Below are 14798 nucleotides of genomic sequence, written 5' to 3'. Positions count from 1 at the left end.
CGGTGAAGGCTCCCGCCCTGCTGGGTCGTCTGCGGTTCGATGTCCGGGGTCTGCGCCCCGGACTCGGCTGGCTGCGCCGTTTCCGCCGCAATGGAGGCGATTCGGCGGGACGGCCGCGCAAACCGCTGTCCAAGCCTTTGCTGGCTGCCGTCGCCCTGGTGGCGGTCGCCGGTGGCGGGCTGGCCGGCTGGCTGGCCTTGAACGGCGAGGCGACGCGGGAGGCCTGGCAGGCATCGATTCCGGCGGCGACGGTCGCGGTCGCTCCGCTGCCGCCGCCACCGGTGCCGGAAGCCAAGGCCGCCGCACCGGCGGCGCCTTTGCCCACCGACGCAGCCCCGCTGCCCCTGCCGGGCGTTCCGGCGGCGGCGGTGACGCTGACCCCGGCGCCGGTGCCGGGACTGGTGGAGGACAGCCGCAACGGTCCCTTGCCACGCATCGCCCAGGATGGCCGCAAGCCCTGGCAGGTCTATGCCCGGCCCTTCCCGGCGACGGACAAGCGGCCGCGCATCGCCATCGTCATGTCCGATCTTGGGCTCAGCGGCGTCACCACCGGCAACGCGCTGGCGAAGCTGCCGCCCGGCATCACCCTGGCCTTCCTGCCCTATGCCGAGCGGCTGGACGATTGGGTCGAGCGGGCCCGCACCAAGGGTCACGAGGTGATGCTTTCGGTGCCGATGGAGCCGCTGAACTATCCGCGCGACGATCCCGGTCCGAATGCGCTGCTGACCATGCTCGGACCCGACCGCAATGTCGAACGGCTGGAATGGTCGCTGGGCAAGGCGGTCGGCTATGTCGGCATCACCAGCACCACCGGCAGCAAATTCACCGCTAACCCGGCGGCGATGCAGCCGGTGATCGACGTGCTGAAGGCGCGCGGTCTGCTGCTGGTCGATTCGCGGGTCAATCCGAAGAGCGTGGCCGGGCCGCTTGCCAATCTGGCCGGTGTGCCGCGGGCGCTGGGCGACCGCGTCATCGATCGCGACCTGTCGCGCGGCGCCATCGACGACCAGCTGCGCGAGTTGGAGGAGCTGGCCAAGACCAACGGCGCCGCCGTCGGTTTCGCCTCGCCCTATCCGACGACGATCGAGCGTCTCAATCTGTGGCTGACCTCGTTGGCCGACCGCGGCATCGCGCTGGCCCCGGCGTCGGCGGTGGTCAACATCCAGAAATAGCGGCCCCAGAAATAGAGGCCCCAGAAATCGAGATTGCGACGGAGCCGCCCGATGCGACAACGCGCATCGGGCGGCTTTCCGTGTGCGGCTTGCCTGATTGCGTCCGTTGCGCGAATATCTCGACCGAATTTCGAATTGGTGGAGAGGGCGGATGTATCACCCCGAAGCGCTGGAACCCATCGTCGCCTTCCTGCGCGGCATCGACATGCAGGTGGAATATGGCGAGGGCGGGCGCGACGGCTTCCTGCCCGGCGTGAACATCCATGCCGGCGCGCTCCATGTCGATCCGGAGACCCTGAAGGGACCGGGCGACCTGCTGCACGAGGCCGGCCACATCATGGTCATGCCGCGCCGGTACTGGCCGTTGCTGAACCGCGACGTGCAGACGGACATCGACGCCATCCTCGCCGACCAGACCGCGCGCGACGGCACCCCCGATCCGATCCTGACCCGTGCAGCCCGCCAGGGCGAGTTCATGTCGCAGGCCTGGTCCTATGCCGTGGTCCAGTATCTGGGCCTGCCGCAGGAATGCCTGTTCTTCCCCGGATCCTACCAATACCACGACTATCAGGGCACCCACCCGATGCAGGCTTGGATCGAGCAGGGAACCCATTTCGGCCTGATCAATCTGGCGCAGGCCGGCTTCACCGGCTATGCGGGAATGTTCGCCTATATGGGCGACAACGGGCTGGCGCCGTTTCCGCAAATGGCAAAGTGGACGTTGGATTGAGGGGGAATCCGGCGGAAAACCCTCACCCGCAAAGCGCATCCCAATCCAGCGCCCCCGGATCCTCCACCAGATGGTCGACGGTGTCGAAGACCACGGCGGGGTGCTGGGGCCAGGCGATGGTCAGCATGCCGGCGGCCTTGGCGCTGCGGGCGCCGGTGGGGCTGTCCTCGATCACCGCGCAGGCTTCCGGGGGCAGGCCCAGCATCTTCGCGGCCAGCAGGTAGGGCTCCGGATGGGGCTTGCCGTTGGCGACGTCCTCGCGGGCGATGCTGAAGCGGAAATGCGGGATCGACATCGCGCGCATGTTGGCGTCGACGATCATGCGCCCGCCGTTCGACACGCAGGCCTGCGCCAGCCCGCGGGCGGCGAAGGCCTCCACCAGGGCGAAGGCGCCCTCGCGCGGGCGGACCTGATGAACGCTGGCGACATACTGCGCGTTGATCTCGTCGGCCCAGGCGTGCAGGTCGATGGGGAAGGGGCGGCGGGCGTGAAGCGCCGCGTAGATCTCGCGGAACGCCACCCCGTGCATCGACCGGCAATCCTCGTCGCTCAGCTCATGGCCATAGCCGCGGCAGACCTCGACGGTGATCTGCTGGTGCCAGGGTTCGCTGTCCATCAGCGTGCCGTCGATGTCCCACAGGACGGCGCGGATCGGGTTGCGGGCAGGGGAATCCAGACTGGTCACCGCACCACCAGATCGTCGCGGTGGATCATCTCGTCGCGCCCCTGATAGCCCAGGATCTCCGGGATCTCGGTGCTCTTGTGGCGCAGGATGCGGCGGGCGTCGTCGGCGCTGTAGGCGACGAGGCCGCGGGCGACCTCGCGTCCCTCCTGGGTGCGGACGATCACCACGTCGCCGCGGTCGAAATCGCCCTGAACGGCGGTGACGCCGGCCGGCAGCAGGCTGGCGCCATGCGACAGGGCGCGCATGGCGCCGTCATCGACCACCAGCACGCCGGTGGCATTGACATGGCCGGCGATCCAGGCCTTGCGGGCACTGGTCGGCTCGGCGGACGGCAGGAACCAGGTGCAGAGCGCGCCGCCATCCTCCGGCCGCTGTTCCAGCGCCGCCAGCGGGTTCATGCGCTTGCCCTTGGCGATGACCATGCGGCAACCGGCCGACAGGGCGACTCGCGCCGCGGCGATCTTGGTCACCATGCCGCCGCTGCTGTAGCCGGGGGGCGGCTCGCCGGCCATGCCCTCGATCTCCGGCGTCAGCTCGCGCACGGTGGGGATATGGCGGGCGTCCGGGTCCTTGCGCGGGTCGGCGGTGTAGAGGCCGTCGATGTCCGACAGCAGCACCAGCGTGTCGGCGCTGACCATCTGCGCCACGCGGGCGGCCAGCCGGTCGTTGTCGCCGAAGCGGATTTCCGCGGTGGCGACGGTGTCGTTCTCGTTGATGACGGGAACGGCGCCCAGCTTCAGCAGCGTGTCGATGGTGTTGCGGGCGTTCAGGTGGCGCCGCCGCTCCTCCGTGTCCTCCAGCGTCACCAGGACCTGGGCGACGGTGACGTCGTGGCGGGCCAGCGTTTCCTGATAGGCGTGGGCGAGGCGAATCTGGCCGGTGGCGGCGGCGGCCTGCTTCTCCTCCAGCTTCAGCGCCCGGCCGACGAGGCCGAGATGCTCGCGCCCGCAGGCGACGGCGCCGGAGGTGACGATCACCACCTCCTGCCCGCGCTTGCGGCAGGCGGCGACGTCGTCGGCCAGCGCGTCGAGCCAGTCCCGGCGGATTTGCCGGGTTTCCCCATCGACCAGAAGGGCCGAGCCGATCTTCACGACCAGCCGGCGGGACTCGAGAAGGGTAGGGGCGTCAAGCGCCATGGCGGGAGGTTCCGTCCGTATCGTCGTCCGAGCCGTCCTCTTCGCCCTCCGGCTCCTCTCCGTCAAGGACTTCGTCCGAGTCGCTGTCCAGCTCTTCGCCGTCCAGCTCCTCACCCTCTTCGAGATCGCCCTCTTCGAGATCATCCTCCTCGAAGTCCTCGTCCTCGCCGCCGACCCATTCGCCGGTTTCGTCATCCCACTGCATCCCGCTGTCGTCGGGCAGCTTCTGGCCGACCGGCGGGCGCGGGATGGAACGGGTTGCGGGGGCGTGGATGACCTCGGGTTCTTCCGACTTGGACTCCTTGATGACCGTCAGCAGCCGGTAGAGGACCTGTTTCACGCCCTGGCCGGTGGCGCCGGACAGCACCATGACCTCGGCGCCCGATGCCTCCTCCAATGCCGCCTTCTTCTCCTCGATCTCCTCGTCCAGCAGGGCGTCGGCCTTGTTCAGCCCGATGACCTCCGGCTTGTCGGCGAGGTTGCCGCCATAGGCCTCCAACTCGTTCCGGATCGTGCGGTAGGAGGCGACGACGTCGTCGGCCGTGCCGTCGATCAGGTGCAGCAGGATGCGCGAGCGTTCGACATGGCCGAGGAAACGGTCGCCCAGCCCATGGCCCTCGTGCGCGCCCTCGATCAGGCCGGGGATGTCGGCGATGACGAATTCTTCGTCACCGGCGCGGACGACGCCCAGGTTGGGGGCCAGCGTGGTGAAGGGGTAATCGGCGATCTTCGGCTTGGCCGCCGTGGTGGCGGCCAGGAAGGTCGACTTGCCGGCGTTGGGCAGGCCCAGCAGACCGGCGTCGGCGATCAGCTTCAGCCGCAGCCACACCCACTGCTCCTGCCCCGGCCAGCCGGGATGGAACTTGCGCGGCGCCCGGTTGGTCGGCGTCTTGAAGTGCGCGTTGCCGTGCCCGCCGTCGCCGCCGCGCAGGAAGACTCGACGCTGGCCGGCCTCGGTCAGGTCGCACAGCACGGTTTCCTGATTCTCGTCGAGGATCTGGGTTCCGACCGGCACGCGCAGGACGACATCCTCGCCGCGCGCGCCGTTGCGGTTGCTGCCCATGCCGTGATGGCCGCGCTGCGCCTTGAAGTGCTGCTTGTAGCGGTAGTCGATCAGCGTGTTCAGGCCGTCCGCCGCCTCGATGATCACGTCCCCGCCCCGACCGCCGTCGCCGCCGTCCGGGCCGCCGAACTCGATGAACTTCTCGCGCCGGAACGCCACGGCACCGGGGCCGCCGTCACCGCTCTTCAGGAAGACCTTGGCTTGATCGAGAAACTTCATCGGGGAACCTGCCCGTAAACGGAAGGGAAACCGGCGGCGGGACGGCACCGGACTGAAAACGAAAATCGGGGAGCCGGTCGCCCGGTCCCCCGATTTTATCCCACAAGCGTGCAGGCCTGCGACACAGGCCGCGCAACGACCTTAGAGGTTACTCGGCAGCGACGGCCGGAACTTCCTGGTCGTTGGCCGGAACGACGTTCACGAAAGTGCGGCCGTTCGAGCTGTGCTTGAAGTAAACCTGGCCATTGGCCATCGCGAACAGGGTGTGGTCGCGGCCGATGCCGACGTTCTCGCCCGGGTGGAACTTCGTGCCACGCTGACGGACGATGATGTTGCCGGAGACGACGTTCTCGCCACCGAAACGCTTCACGCCGAGACGGCGACCGGCGGAGTCACGGCCGTTGCGGGACGAGCCGCCTGCCTTTTTGTGTGCCATGGGGTGTTGCTCCTAAACTGAAGATGCGCCTGGAAGCCCGACCGGAGAACCCGGATCAGGCCGCGCCGTTGATGCCGGTGATGCGCAGGACGGTCAGGTCCTGGCGGTGGCCGTTCTTGCGGCGGTAGTTCTGGCGGCGCTTCTTCTTGAAGACGATGATCTTCGGGCCGCGGTCCTGGGCGACGACCTCGGCGACGACCGAGGCGCCGGCCACGGTCGGGGTGCCGATGGTGGTGTTGCCTGCGTCGCCGACCATCAGCACGTCATCGAGCGTGATGGAGGCGCCAGCATCGGCCTCGAGCTTCTCAACACGGATCACGTCGCCATTGGCGACCTTGTACTGCTTGCCGCCGGTGCGGATCACTGCAAACATTGTCGTCACTGCCTATGTCAAAACAAACGGCGGGCTTCTCGCCCACCGTTCGATGCGCAAGCCCGTTCATGGGAGCGACGATCTATACTCAGGAGGGACTGAGAGTCAACAGGGTTGCGGGCCAAGGCCATCGCATTTTTCTGCAAAAAAGGCTTGCACGCCCGAAGGCGTTTATATAGGTTCCGCCCACCCCGCCAAACGGGGCAGCGGATGGGTGGCAGAGCGGTTGAATGCACCGCACTCGAAATGCGGCATACCCTCACGGGTATCGGGAGTTCGAATCTCCCCCCATCCGCCATTCTCTCTCTTCTGAGAGAGAGAAGATAGCGGAAAGCGCCAGCCGGACCGGCTAGGCGCTTTTTTGATGCCCGGATGCCGCCTCGGCCGGTCGGGTTTCCCCTTTTTCGCCGCGCGTCGCGATGGCCGTTCCCCCGGCTGGTTTGTTGGTCATGTCGACGCCAACGCCCAGATAACCAACGCTCAAGATCCCTTTGGTGCGATCCGCCAGGGGTGCGACCGGAGGGGTGCCGCCATGAACACGCTCAGCCGCCGTGATGGATGCCTGCGATTCTCCTATGTCGTCGAGGGCGGCCTGCGCGTCGAAGGCACTCATGATCCGGCGGAGCAGGTGCTGATCCTGAAGGTGACGGCGCCGCAGGGGCGGGTGATCCATATGGATGCGATCCCCTGCGACGATCCCCGGGTCATCCTGGAGGCCTTGCGCGAGTGGGGCGAGCCGCCGGAGGAGGTGCGCGATGCGCTGCCGGCACTGGGCGGCAACGCGATCCTGCTGGAAACGCGGCTTGGCGACTCGGTGCGGGCCTCGGTTCGCCGTCATGGCATGAAGGTGGAGGTCGTCTTCATCGATGTTGACGGCCGGCGTTTGGCGGAACTGCGTGCCGGCAGCCTCGAAGCGCTCGACGCCAAGGCCGGCGGGCTGCTGCGCCTGTCGCAGCGGACCCGCGCGGTGCTCGGCGCCTGGCTGTCGGCCGAACCGCTGTGGCTGGCGGCATTTCTGCTGGGCGGGCCATTCCTGGGGGCTTTGCTGATCGGATTCGGGGCGCAGGTGCCGCCGGAGCAGGTGTTGGTCACCGCCTACGCCGGCGCGGCCGGGCTGGTCGCCGCCTACGAGCTGATGCGGGCAGGTTACGCGGAGTGGGTGCTGGCGCCCCCGGACAGTTTTCCGCGGCGGTGACGCGGTTCCGGCCGGCCGGTCGATAAAAGGCATTTTATCAGCATTACGGATCTTCCGTTTTGCGGAAAAACAAGAGCCGATGCTGTGGCGACGGCATCGCTGGTCCGACCATCGCCCCGCCCATCCATGGGCCAAACGACTGGGAGGACACCACATGACGCAGGCTCGATTCTGGATTGCCGGCTGTGCGATTTCCCTGCTGTGCGCGGGCACGATTTCCATGGCGTCGGCCGCAGACCCGGCATTGGAAGGGTCGGTGCGCAAGGCGGTCAGTCCGCAGGCCCAGACCTGGCTGTCCGATCCGGCGGTGGTCGGGGCGGTGAAGTCGCAGAATGCCAAGCATGCCGGCATCGCCCAGTCCAAGATCGACGAGATGGACAACCAGTGGAAGGCGGCGGCGAAGGCCGGCGGCGCCAACCCGGCCTTCGATGCGGTCTTGTCGAATGCGGTGTCCAAACAGCTGAAGCAGGTCGTGGCGGGAAGCAACGGCCGGATCGTCGAAATCCTGCTGATGGACGACCACGGCCTGAATGTCGGCCAGACCGCCGGAACCTCCGACTTCTGGCAGGGCGACGAGCCCAAATGGCAGAAGGTCTTCACCGGCAACGCCGATCTCTACATGACCGATCCGGAGAAGGACGACAAGAGCGGCGCCATGCTGACCGAAGCCAGCGTTCCGCTGCTGGACCCGGCGGGAAAGCAGAAGATCGGCGTGGCGATGATCGTGCTGGATACTGCGAAGCTGGGGCAATAGACGCCGCGGACATCGACTGATCGGCAAAGGAAACGGCGCCCCGGATGGTCCGGGGCGCCGTTCCCATGTCCGCGTCATGCGCGGACGGATCGTGTCAGGCGTGTCAGGCCGCCTGCTGGGTCAGGGCGGGGGTCTCGACCTCCACCGCGCCGCTGCCGGCGGCGGTGACGATCGGAATGCTCCGCGGCTTCATCGCTTCGGGTACCTCGCGCGCCAGCTCGATGTGCAGAAGGCCATTCTGAAGAGACGCGCTGGTCACCTTGATGAAATCGGCCAGCTGAAAGCGGCGCTCGAACGCGCGCCCGGCGATACCCCGGTAGAGGAATTGGCCGGTCGGCTCGTCCTTCTTAGCTTTACCCGTGACGGTCAACGAGTTCTGGTGAGCGACGATGTTGAGGTCGTCGATCCCAAAGCCGGCGACGGCCATGGTGATCCGATACGAATCCTCGCTCAGCTTTTCGATGTTGTAGGGCGGATAGGATGCAGACTCGTCACCGGTGGTCGCGGTCTCCAGCAGACGCGACAGGCGGTCGAAACCGACGGTGGATCGGAACAGCGGCGAAAGGTCGTAGCTACGCATGACATATCCTCCGAAAGAGCGATACGGCCGTCGAGGACCACGGCATCGGTCGGTCCTCTGAGGGCTGGCCCAAGGGCCGGTTCGATGGCGGACCCCGTATGGGCATCCGCCTGACGAGCGAGAGATAATCGACGCTTTTCCCTGTTCAAGAGGGCGGGGCCACAATGACCGGTCAATCCCCGCCTGGGGTTGCCGGGTGCCGCCCGGTCACCAATTGTTAATCAGTTGCGGCAAGGCTCACGCTAGGGCCGTAAGTCCGCAGGAGGGGGCCGACGACCATGACTTCGCACACCTTCTTCTTCAACGGTCCCTATGACGAGACGATGGCCCTCTTGATCGAGGCGCGGAATTACATCGCCTATCATGATGCGGCCGAACACCGGAAGCTGCCGCCGCAGGTGCGTCTTCAGATCTCGTACGAATCCATGCGGGTGACCAGCCGCCTGACCCAGGTGATGGCGTGGCTTCTGGCGCAGAAGGCCGTGCATGCCGGCGAGATGTCGAAGGAACAGGCGGCGAGCGAGGATTTCGCGCTGTCCGGCGGCGAGATCTGTTCCGACCCCAGCGGCCCCGACAACGAGGATCTGCCGTCCGGCCTGCGCAGCCTGCTGGAGCGCAGCCACAGCCTGTATATGCGCGTCCACCGGCTCGACGCCATGGTCCGCGCCGATGTGGAGCGCGAGGCCGCGGCGGCGGTGGGGTAGCGGTTTCCTGCGGAAACTGCACAAACGATCCTGCGGATCAAGCGCAAACGAAAAGGGCGTCCGAACCGGTCGGACGCCCTTTTCGCATCGGCAGGATAGAAGTGCGGTAACGCTTACTTCTTGAGGCCGAAGTTCGCGAAGCGCTTGTTGAACTTGGCGATCTGCCCGCCGGTGTCCAGCAGCTTCTGCACGCCGGTCCAGGCCGGGTGCGACTTCGGGTCGATGTCGAGGCGCAGCGTGTCGCCCGGCTTGCCCATGGTGGAGCGGGTCGTGAACGAGCTGCCGTCGGTCATGACCACGGTGATCTCGTGATAGTCGGGATGGATGTCAGTCTTCATGGCCGGGGTTCCTGCAAAGCGAGCGGCGTCTATACCAAAACCCCCTCCCCGGCGCAACCCCGGAATCTCGCCTCATTCGGGATGGTCGCGACGCGCTCCACGGCTCTTTTCCGGGCAGTTTCGCCTGTCCGTCGCCTTGTTGGCGTCCCTTTACCGCGCTATATGCCAGCGATCCGCATCAATAACCCCAACTGACAAGCGGGAACCGCGTGGCTCGCCAACCCTCCCCCGACATGATCGCCGCCTCCGCCCGTGGCGAGGCGGATACCCGCCGCCGCGACCTTGGCCCGCTACGCCGACTGGTGCCGTTCCTGCTTCCTTACAAATGGCGGATCCTGGGCGCCATGATGGCGCTGACCGTGGCCGCCGGCACCGTGCTGGGGCTGGGGCAGGGGATGCGGGTGCTGATCGACCAGGGCTTCGCCGGCGGCGACACCACGCTGCTCGACCGGGCGCTGCTGGTGCTGCTGGGGGTGATCGCGCTGATGGCGGCCTCCACCTATGGCCGCTTCTATCTGGTCAGCTGGATCGGTGAACGGGTGGTCGCCGACATCCGGCGCGCCGTCTACGACCATGTGCTGACCCTGTCGCCGGGCTTCTTCGAGACGACCAAGACCGGCGAGATCCTGTCGCGCCTGACCACCGACACCACGCTGTTGCAGGTGGTGGTCGGCTCGTCGGCCTCCATCGCGCTGCGCAACACGCTGCTGTTCCTGGGCGGCACCGGCATGCTGCTGATCACCTCGCCCAAGCTGACCGGGCTGGTGGCGCTGGTGGTTCCGCTGGTGGTGGCGCCGATCATCTTCTTCGGCCGGCGGGTGCGCAAGCTGTCGCGCGACAGCCAGGACCGCATCGCCGACATCGGATCCTTCGTGGAGGAGACGCTCGCCGCCATCCGCACGGTCCAGGCCTTCACCCACGAGGCCATCGACCGCGCCCTGTTCGGCAAGCGGGTGGAGGAAGCATTCGACGTCGCCATCCGCCGCGTGCGGGTGCGGGCGGTGATGACGGTGATCGTCATCGTGCTGGTGTTCGGCGCCGTCGGCATCATCCTGTGGATCGGCGGCCATGACGTGGTGGCCGGGCGGATCACGCCGGGCGAATTGTCGGCCTTCGTCATCTATTCCGTGGTGGTCGCCGGATCGGTCGGCGCCATCAGCGAGGTGATCGGCGACCTGCAGCGTGCCGCCGGTGCCACCGAACGGCTGTTCAGCCTGCTGTCCGTCGAGTCGGAGATCCGCGCGCCCGCCGTGCCGAAGCCGCTGCCGCTCCCGGCGGCGGGTGCGCTGTCCTTCGACGCCGTCCGCTTCCATTACCCCTCGCGGCCCGATTGGGCGGCGCTGGAGGGCTTCTCGCTGGACGTGCGCCCGGGCGAGCGGGTGGCGCTGGTCGGTCCGTCGGGCGCCGGCAAGTCGACGGTGTTCCAGCTTCTGCTGCGCTATTACGACCCGCAGGCCGGTTCGGTTCGACTCGACGGGGTCGAACTGCGCGACGCCGATCCGGTGGAGGTGCGCCGTCGTTTGGGACTGGTGGCGCAGGACCCGGTGGTCTTCTCGGCCAACGCCTGGGAGAACATCCGCTACGGCCGGCCCGATGCCTCGGACGCCGAGGTGCGCGCCGCCGCCGATGCCGCGCATGCGCTGGACTTCCTCGATGCGCTGCCTGAGGGGTTCGATACCTTCCTGGGCGAGAAGGGCGTGCGGCTGTCGGGCGGCCAGCGTCAGCGCCTCGCCATCGCCCGCGCCATCCTGCGCGACCCGCCGGTGCTGCTGCTGGACGAGGCGACCAGCGCGCTCGACGCCGAGAGCGAACGGATGGTTCAGGACGCGCTCGACCGGCTGATGCATGGCCGCACGACGCTGATCGTCGCCCACCGGCTGGCGACGGTGCTGAACGCCGACCGCATCGTGGTGATGGACCAGGGCCGCGTGGTGGAGACCGGCACCCATGGCGAACTGGTGGCGCAGGGCGGCCTCTATGCGAGGCTGGCGGCGCTGCAGTTCGACCGCGCGGACGGGGTGGCGTAGGGGGAAGTGTCGGCTTCGATGCCCCCTCCCTAACCCTCCCCCTCTTCGAGGTGGAGGGGACTGCCGCCGCATTGCGAATCCACCCTCTCCCGCGAAGCGGGGGAGGGAAGGGGCCCATGCGCAGCATGGGAAGGGAGGGGGCATCGACGCTTCCATCGAACCGCGCTACCCTTCTCCCCATCCCCAGCCCTGTGAGGCAGTGCGATGGCGCGGATATCGGCGGGCCGCCTGATGGCGGTGATGGTGAAGGAATTCATCCAGATGCGGCGCGACCGGCTGACCTTCGCCATGATGGTGGGGGTGCCGATCCTGCAGTTGATCCTGTTCGGCTTCGCCATCAACTCCGACCCCAAGGCGCTGCCGACCGCGGTGCTGGTCGCCGATTCCAGCCCCTTCGCCCGCACGCTGGTCGCGGCGATGGAGAATTCCCGTTACTTCGCCATCACCCGAACCGCGGGGTCCGAGGCCGAGATCGACCGGCTGCTGGCGGAGGGGGAGGTGCAGTTCGCCGTCACCATCCCCACCGGCTTCGCCCGCGATCTCCAGCGCGGCACACGCCCGGTCCTGCTGGTGGAGGCCGACGCGACCGACCCGGCGGCGACCAGCAACGCCCTGTCGGCGCTGTCCACCATCGCCCGGCAGGCGCTGAACCCCGACCTGACCGGGCCGCTGGCGGGCCTGCGTGCCGGCCCGGACCCGGTGGAACTGCGCGTTCACCGCCGCTACAACCCGGAGGGCATCACCCAATACAATGTCGTGCCGGGGCTGATGGGCGTGGTGCTGACCATGACCATGGTGATGATGACGGCGCTGGCCGTCACCCGCGAGCGGGAGCGCGGGACCATGGAGAACCTGCTGGCCATGCCGGTCCGGCCGTTCGAGGTGATGCTGGGCAAGATCGTGCCCTTCGTCGTCGTCGGCTATGTCCAGGTGCTGCTGATCGTGGTGGCGGCGCGGCTGCTGTTCGACGTGCCGATCGTCGGCAGCCTGGGACTGCTGTCCGCCGTGCTGATCCTGTTCATCGCCGCCAATCTGGCCGTCGGCTTCACCTTTTCGACGCTGGCGCGCAACCAGCTGCAGGCGATGCAGATGTCCTTCTTCTTCTTCCTGCCGTCGATGCTGCTGTCGGGATTCATGTTTCCCTTCCGCGGCATGCCGGGCTGGGCGCAGGCGGTGGGCGAGATACTGCCGTTGACCCACTTCCTGCGCATCGTCCGCGGCATCCTGCTGAAAGGAAACGGGTTCGCCGAGATCGCGGCGGAGGTGCTGGCGCTGGCGCTGTTCCTGACGGTGGTCACGGTGGTGGCGTTGAAGCGCTACCGCCAGACGCTTGACTGAGCGCCTTGCGCTGAAAGCCGTCAGGCGGCGGACAGATACTGGAACACCGCCCGCCGGCTGTCATAGGCCGTTCCCTTGTCGATGACGAGGTCGAGGCCGCCGCCCTGGAACCGCCGGTTGGGATCGACGAAGGCGGAAACCAGGAATTTCTTCGGAACTGTCAGGTTGAACTGCGCGATGCCGTGCTTGGACGCCGGATACTGGTCGGCCGGCCCCATCGCCTGGTCGTGGCCGATCACCGGGACGATCTTGGCAAGGCGGCGCTCCCCCGTTGCCGGGATGTCGCCGGCGATCTTGCGGGCAAGGCCGTTCACCCCGGCGACCCCGAATTTCTGCTCCAGGGAGCCTTGGACCGTCTGCCGTGCCGTCTCCACCGCGGGATCGTTGCTGGGCAGGCCGTATTTGCCGCCGGACAGGTGGGTGTAGCCCAGGAACTGGAATTCCCCGGCAGCCATCGGTTCCTTCAGAAGCAGCAGGTAATAGCCGCGGCTGAGGCGCCCACGGTGGAAACCGATCAGGTCCTCCAAATGAATAGGATCACGGTTGATAATATCGATCAGTCGGGTCAAGCAACCGCGGACACTGACGATATCGCCAATACGGAAGCTCATTGTCGGTGGCATTTTATCGAATTCCTTGTTGATGATGCTTTGACGTTTCCATTGCTAATGATGGCCTGTCAATATTCGCTGCGGCTAGTCCGGTCAGCCAGGGTGGGGTGCTCCTGTGCGGCGATGGTGGCCAGAACGGGGCCGTCGGACGCACCCCGGACGGATTGCCCGGATGGACCCGGCCGGTGCCGGACGGTCCGGTTGTGCGGTCCGGATGCATCCTCCATCATTCCTTAACCACGGATCCGCTATAGCGGTATCGGCCGCGGTGCCGGGGACGGCGGGGGGACGGACATGGGGATTCGTGCTTTCGGGGGGCGCGCCTTCAAGGCGATCGCATGCGTTGGACTGGTGGCCGCTCTGCTGGCGGCCGGCGATGCCGACGCCAAGTCACGGAAGAAGAAAAAGCCGGTTCCGATCCCGGCCTATGCCACCAGCATCGCCTGGGGGGCGGTGGCCGGTCCCTCGCTGGGGACACCGAGATCCATCGGCGGTTACGCGGCCGGCTGCATCGCCGGTGCCCGCGCCCTGACGCCGGAAGGCGTCGGCTATCAGGTGATCCGCCTGTCGCGCCAGCGCAATTACGGCCATCCGGTGCTGGTCGACATGCTCCGCGACTTCGGTCAGCGGGTGGCGCAGGCCGGGCTGGGCACGGCGCTGATCGGCGACATGGGGCAGGCGCGCGGCGGACCGATGCCGTCGGGCCATGCCAGCCACCAGATCGGCCTGGATGCCGATGTCTGGCTGCGGCTGGACCTGCCGCCGATGGGCCGCGCCGGGCGCGAGCGGCTGGACGAGATCAAGTATGTCGATTACGACCGCATGCGCGTCACCGCCGACTGGTCGGACCGGCAGGCCCGGATGATCCAGATCGCCGCCAGCGACCCCCGCGTCGCCCGCATCTTCGTCAATCCGGCGATCAAGCTGGCGATGTGCCAGCGCAGTTGGTCCGACCGCGGCTTCCTGAACAAGCTGCGGCCCTGGCACGGCCATGACGGCCACATGCACATCCGGCTGAACTGCCCGGCCGGCAGCCCGCTGTGCGAACAGCAGACGGCCCAGCCCGACGGCGACGGCTGTGACGACGAACTGATGTCCTGGCTGGACAGCGCCTCCCCCGCGACCGAGCATCCGCCGGGTTACAAGCCCGAGCCGCGGGTGGTCCGCAAGATGCCGGAAGCCTGCGCCCCGGTGCTGAATGCGTCGGGCACGCGCATGGCGTCCCTGCCCGAATCGGGCGCGGCCCATGCCAAGACCGCGCGCTGACGGCCGTGTTTCCGCGGAGAAATTTTTCCACTTGCATGCAATTAGCGTGCGTCTAACCTGAAGCCGGACGGATTCTTGCGGGCGGTGTGTTTGGATCGCGCAGAACAACCGCAAGCATGTTGCGCCCTGCGGATTCGGACGGGCGGATTCGGACGGGCGGCGTCGGATGGG

16 protein-coding genes and 1 tRNA gene are annotated in these 14798 nt (G+C 67.4%); 9 read left to right on the top strand and 8 right to left on the bottom strand.

The window, feature by feature from the left end:
* Positions 1 to 2 precede the first annotated feature (2 nt).
* Both FZ029_RS03350 and FZ029_RS03345 read left to right on the top strand, forming a co-directional pair.
* Entirely contained in the window at positions 3 to 1172 is a 1170-nt protein-coding gene (locus FZ029_RS03350; RefSeq protein WP_149268008.1) for a divergent polysaccharide deacetylase family protein, read from the top strand.
* Between the two features lie 151 nt (positions 1173 to 1323).
* The gene (locus FZ029_RS03345) at positions 1324 to 1902 is read left to right on the top strand and encodes a hypothetical protein (protein ID WP_149268007.1); all 579 of its coding nucleotides are present in this window, start codon (positions 1324 to 1326) and stop codon (positions 1900 to 1902) included.
* Between the two features lie 22 nt (positions 1903 to 1924).
* On the opposite strand, the gene FZ029_RS03340 is transcribed toward FZ029_RS03345, so the two are convergent.
* From FZ029_RS03340 to rplU, 5 genes are all read right to left on the bottom strand, one after another.
* Positions 1925 to 2587 (bottom strand): HAD family phosphatase, encoded by a 663-nt coding sequence (locus FZ029_RS03340; RefSeq protein WP_247892129.1) that lies wholly within the window; start codon positions 2585 to 2587, stop codon positions 1925 to 1927.
* Positions 2584 to 3723, bottom strand: a complete 1140-nt coding sequence (proB, locus tag FZ029_RS03335) for a glutamate 5-kinase (RefSeq protein WP_149268006.1) — start codon at positions 3721 to 3723, stop codon at positions 2584 to 2586. The genes FZ029_RS03340 and proB overlap by 4 nt, the downstream gene beginning before the upstream one ends.
* Entirely contained in the window at positions 3713 to 5005 is a 1293-nt protein-coding gene (obgE, locus tag FZ029_RS03330) for a GTPase ObgE (RefSeq protein WP_149268005.1), read from the bottom strand. The genes proB and obgE overlap by 11 nt, the downstream gene beginning before the upstream one ends.
* Positions 5006 to 5153: 148 nt before the next feature.
* Positions 5154 to 5441: a 50S ribosomal protein L27 gene (gene rpmA, locus FZ029_RS03325; RefSeq protein ID WP_063635180.1), complete on the bottom strand. Its 288-nt coding sequence runs from the start codon at positions 5439 to 5441 to the stop codon at positions 5154 to 5156.
* 55 nt (positions 5442 to 5496) lie between these two features.
* The gene (rplU, locus tag FZ029_RS03320; RefSeq protein ID WP_012974890.1) at positions 5497 to 5814 is read right to left on the bottom strand and encodes a 50S ribosomal protein L21; all 318 of its coding nucleotides are present in this window, start codon (positions 5812 to 5814) and stop codon (positions 5497 to 5499) included.
* A 208-nt stretch (positions 5815 to 6022) separates the two neighbouring features.
* Here rplU and FZ029_RS03315 point away from each other — a divergent pair.
* The 3 genes from FZ029_RS03315 to FZ029_RS03305 all read left to right on the top strand — a co-directional run bounded on the left by FZ029_RS03315 (position 6023) and on the right by FZ029_RS03305 (position 7763).
* Positions 6023 to 6112 (top strand) — tRNA-Ser (locus FZ029_RS03315).
* A gap of 234 nt (positions 6113 to 6346) precedes the next feature.
* Positions 6347 to 7009 carry a hypothetical protein gene (locus FZ029_RS03310; protein ID WP_149268004.1) on the top strand — a complete coding sequence of 221 codons (663 nt, stop codon included), beginning with the start codon at positions 6347 to 6349 and terminating at the stop codon, positions 7007 to 7009.
* Between the two features lie 154 nt (positions 7010 to 7163).
* Positions 7164 to 7763, top strand: coding sequence for a PDC sensor domain-containing protein (locus FZ029_RS03305; protein ID WP_149268003.1), 600 nt, complete (start codon positions 7164 to 7166; stop codon positions 7761 to 7763).
* 103 nt (positions 7764 to 7866) lie between these two features.
* Here FZ029_RS03305 and FZ029_RS03300 read toward each other — a convergent pair whose 3' ends face one another.
* Positions 7867 to 8343 carry an Hsp20 family protein gene (locus FZ029_RS03300; RefSeq protein WP_149268002.1) on the bottom strand — a complete coding sequence of 159 codons (477 nt, stop codon included), beginning with the start codon at positions 8341 to 8343 and terminating at the stop codon, positions 7867 to 7869.
* Between the two features lie 278 nt (positions 8344 to 8621).
* On the opposite strand from FZ029_RS03300, the gene FZ029_RS03295 reads away from it, so the two are divergent.
* Positions 8622 to 9047, top strand: coding sequence for a DUF1465 family protein (locus tag FZ029_RS03295; protein WP_042703640.1), 426 nt, complete (start codon positions 8622 to 8624; stop codon positions 9045 to 9047).
* Between the two features lie 113 nt (positions 9048 to 9160).
* Here FZ029_RS03295 and rpmE read toward each other — a convergent pair whose 3' ends face one another.
* A complete protein-coding gene (gene rpmE, locus FZ029_RS03290) occupies positions 9161 to 9385 on the bottom strand; it encodes a 50S ribosomal protein L31 (protein WP_012974887.1) in 225 nt (74 codons plus the stop codon).
* 233 nt (positions 9386 to 9618) lie between these two features.
* On the opposite strand from rpmE, the gene FZ029_RS03285 reads away from it, so the two are divergent.
* Positions 9619 to 11412: an ABC transporter transmembrane domain-containing protein gene (locus tag FZ029_RS03285; RefSeq protein WP_188051815.1), complete on the top strand. Its 1794-nt coding sequence runs from the start codon at positions 9619 to 9621 to the stop codon at positions 11410 to 11412.
* A 204-nt stretch (positions 11413 to 11616) separates the two neighbouring features.
* Entirely contained in the window at positions 11617 to 12750 is a 1134-nt protein-coding gene (locus FZ029_RS03280; protein WP_149268000.1) for an ABC transporter permease, read from the top strand.
* 20 nt (positions 12751 to 12770) lie between these two features.
* On the opposite strand, the gene FZ029_RS03275 is transcribed toward FZ029_RS03280, so the two are convergent.
* The gene (locus tag FZ029_RS03275; protein WP_149267999.1) at positions 12771 to 13277 is read right to left on the bottom strand and encodes a hypothetical protein; all 507 of its coding nucleotides are present in this window, start codon (positions 13275 to 13277) and stop codon (positions 12771 to 12773) included.
* A gap of 378 nt (positions 13278 to 13655) precedes the next feature.
* Between FZ029_RS03275 and mepA the strand changes: the two genes are divergently transcribed.
* Positions 13656 to 14627 (top strand): penicillin-insensitive murein endopeptidase, encoded by a 972-nt coding sequence (mepA, locus tag FZ029_RS03270; protein ID WP_149267998.1) that lies wholly within the window; start codon positions 13656 to 13658, stop codon positions 14625 to 14627.
* The last annotated feature ends 171 nt before the right edge of the window (positions 14628 to 14798 follow it).

The organism is Azospirillum sp. Sh1, assembly GCF_008365135.1.
Lineage (GTDB): Bacteria > Pseudomonadota > Alphaproteobacteria > Azospirillales > Azospirillaceae > Azospirillum > Azospirillum oryzae.
The sequence above is the reverse complement of the archived record's forward strand: the minus strand, read 5'-3'. Positions and strand labels throughout refer to the sequence as shown.

What these genes read in the sequence shown, in the direction of transcription:
- rpmE (WP_012974887.1), bottom strand. Translation starts at nt 9,385, where the DNA reads ATGAAGACTGACATCCATCCCGACTATCACGAGATCACCGTGGTCATG.
- FZ029_RS03285 (WP_188051815.1), top strand. Translation starts at nt 9,619, where the DNA reads ATGATCGCCGCCTCCGCCCGTGGCGAGGCGGATACCCGCCGCCGCGAC.
- rpmA (WP_063635180.1), bottom strand. Translation starts at nt 5,441, where the DNA reads ATGGCACACAAAAAGGCAGGCGGCTCGTCCCGCAACGGCCGTGACTCC.
- rplU (WP_012974890.1), bottom strand. Translation starts at nt 5,814, where the DNA reads ATGTTTGCAGTGATCCGCACCGGCGGCAAGCAGTACAAGGTCGCCAAT.
- FZ029_RS03280 (WP_149268000.1), top strand. Translation starts at nt 11,617, where the DNA reads ATGGCGCGGATATCGGCGGGCCGCCTGATGGCGGTGATGGTGAAGGAA.
- FZ029_RS03305 (WP_149268003.1), top strand. Translation starts at nt 7,164, where the DNA reads ATGACGCAGGCTCGATTCTGGATTGCCGGCTGTGCGATTTCCCTGCTG.
- mepA (WP_149267998.1), top strand. Translation starts at nt 13,656, where the DNA reads ATGGGGATTCGTGCTTTCGGGGGGCGCGCCTTCAAGGCGATCGCATGC.
- FZ029_RS03295 (WP_042703640.1), top strand. Translation starts at nt 8,622, where the DNA reads ATGACTTCGCACACCTTCTTCTTCAACGGTCCCTATGACGAGACGATG.
- proB (WP_149268006.1), bottom strand. Translation starts at nt 3,723, where the DNA reads ATGGCGCTTGACGCCCCTACCCTTCTCGAGTCCCGCCGGCTGGTCGTG.
- FZ029_RS03300 (WP_149268002.1), bottom strand. Translation starts at nt 8,343, where the DNA reads ATGCGTAGCTACGACCTTTCGCCGCTGTTCCGATCCACCGTCGGTTTC.
- obgE (WP_149268005.1), bottom strand. Translation starts at nt 5,005, where the DNA reads ATGAAGTTTCTCGATCAAGCCAAGGTCTTCCTGAAGAGCGGTGACGGC.
- FZ029_RS03310 (WP_149268004.1), top strand. Translation starts at nt 6,347, where the DNA reads ATGAACACGCTCAGCCGCCGTGATGGATGCCTGCGATTCTCCTATGTC.
- FZ029_RS03345 (WP_149268007.1), top strand. Translation starts at nt 1,324, where the DNA reads ATGTATCACCCCGAAGCGCTGGAACCCATCGTCGCCTTCCTGCGCGGC.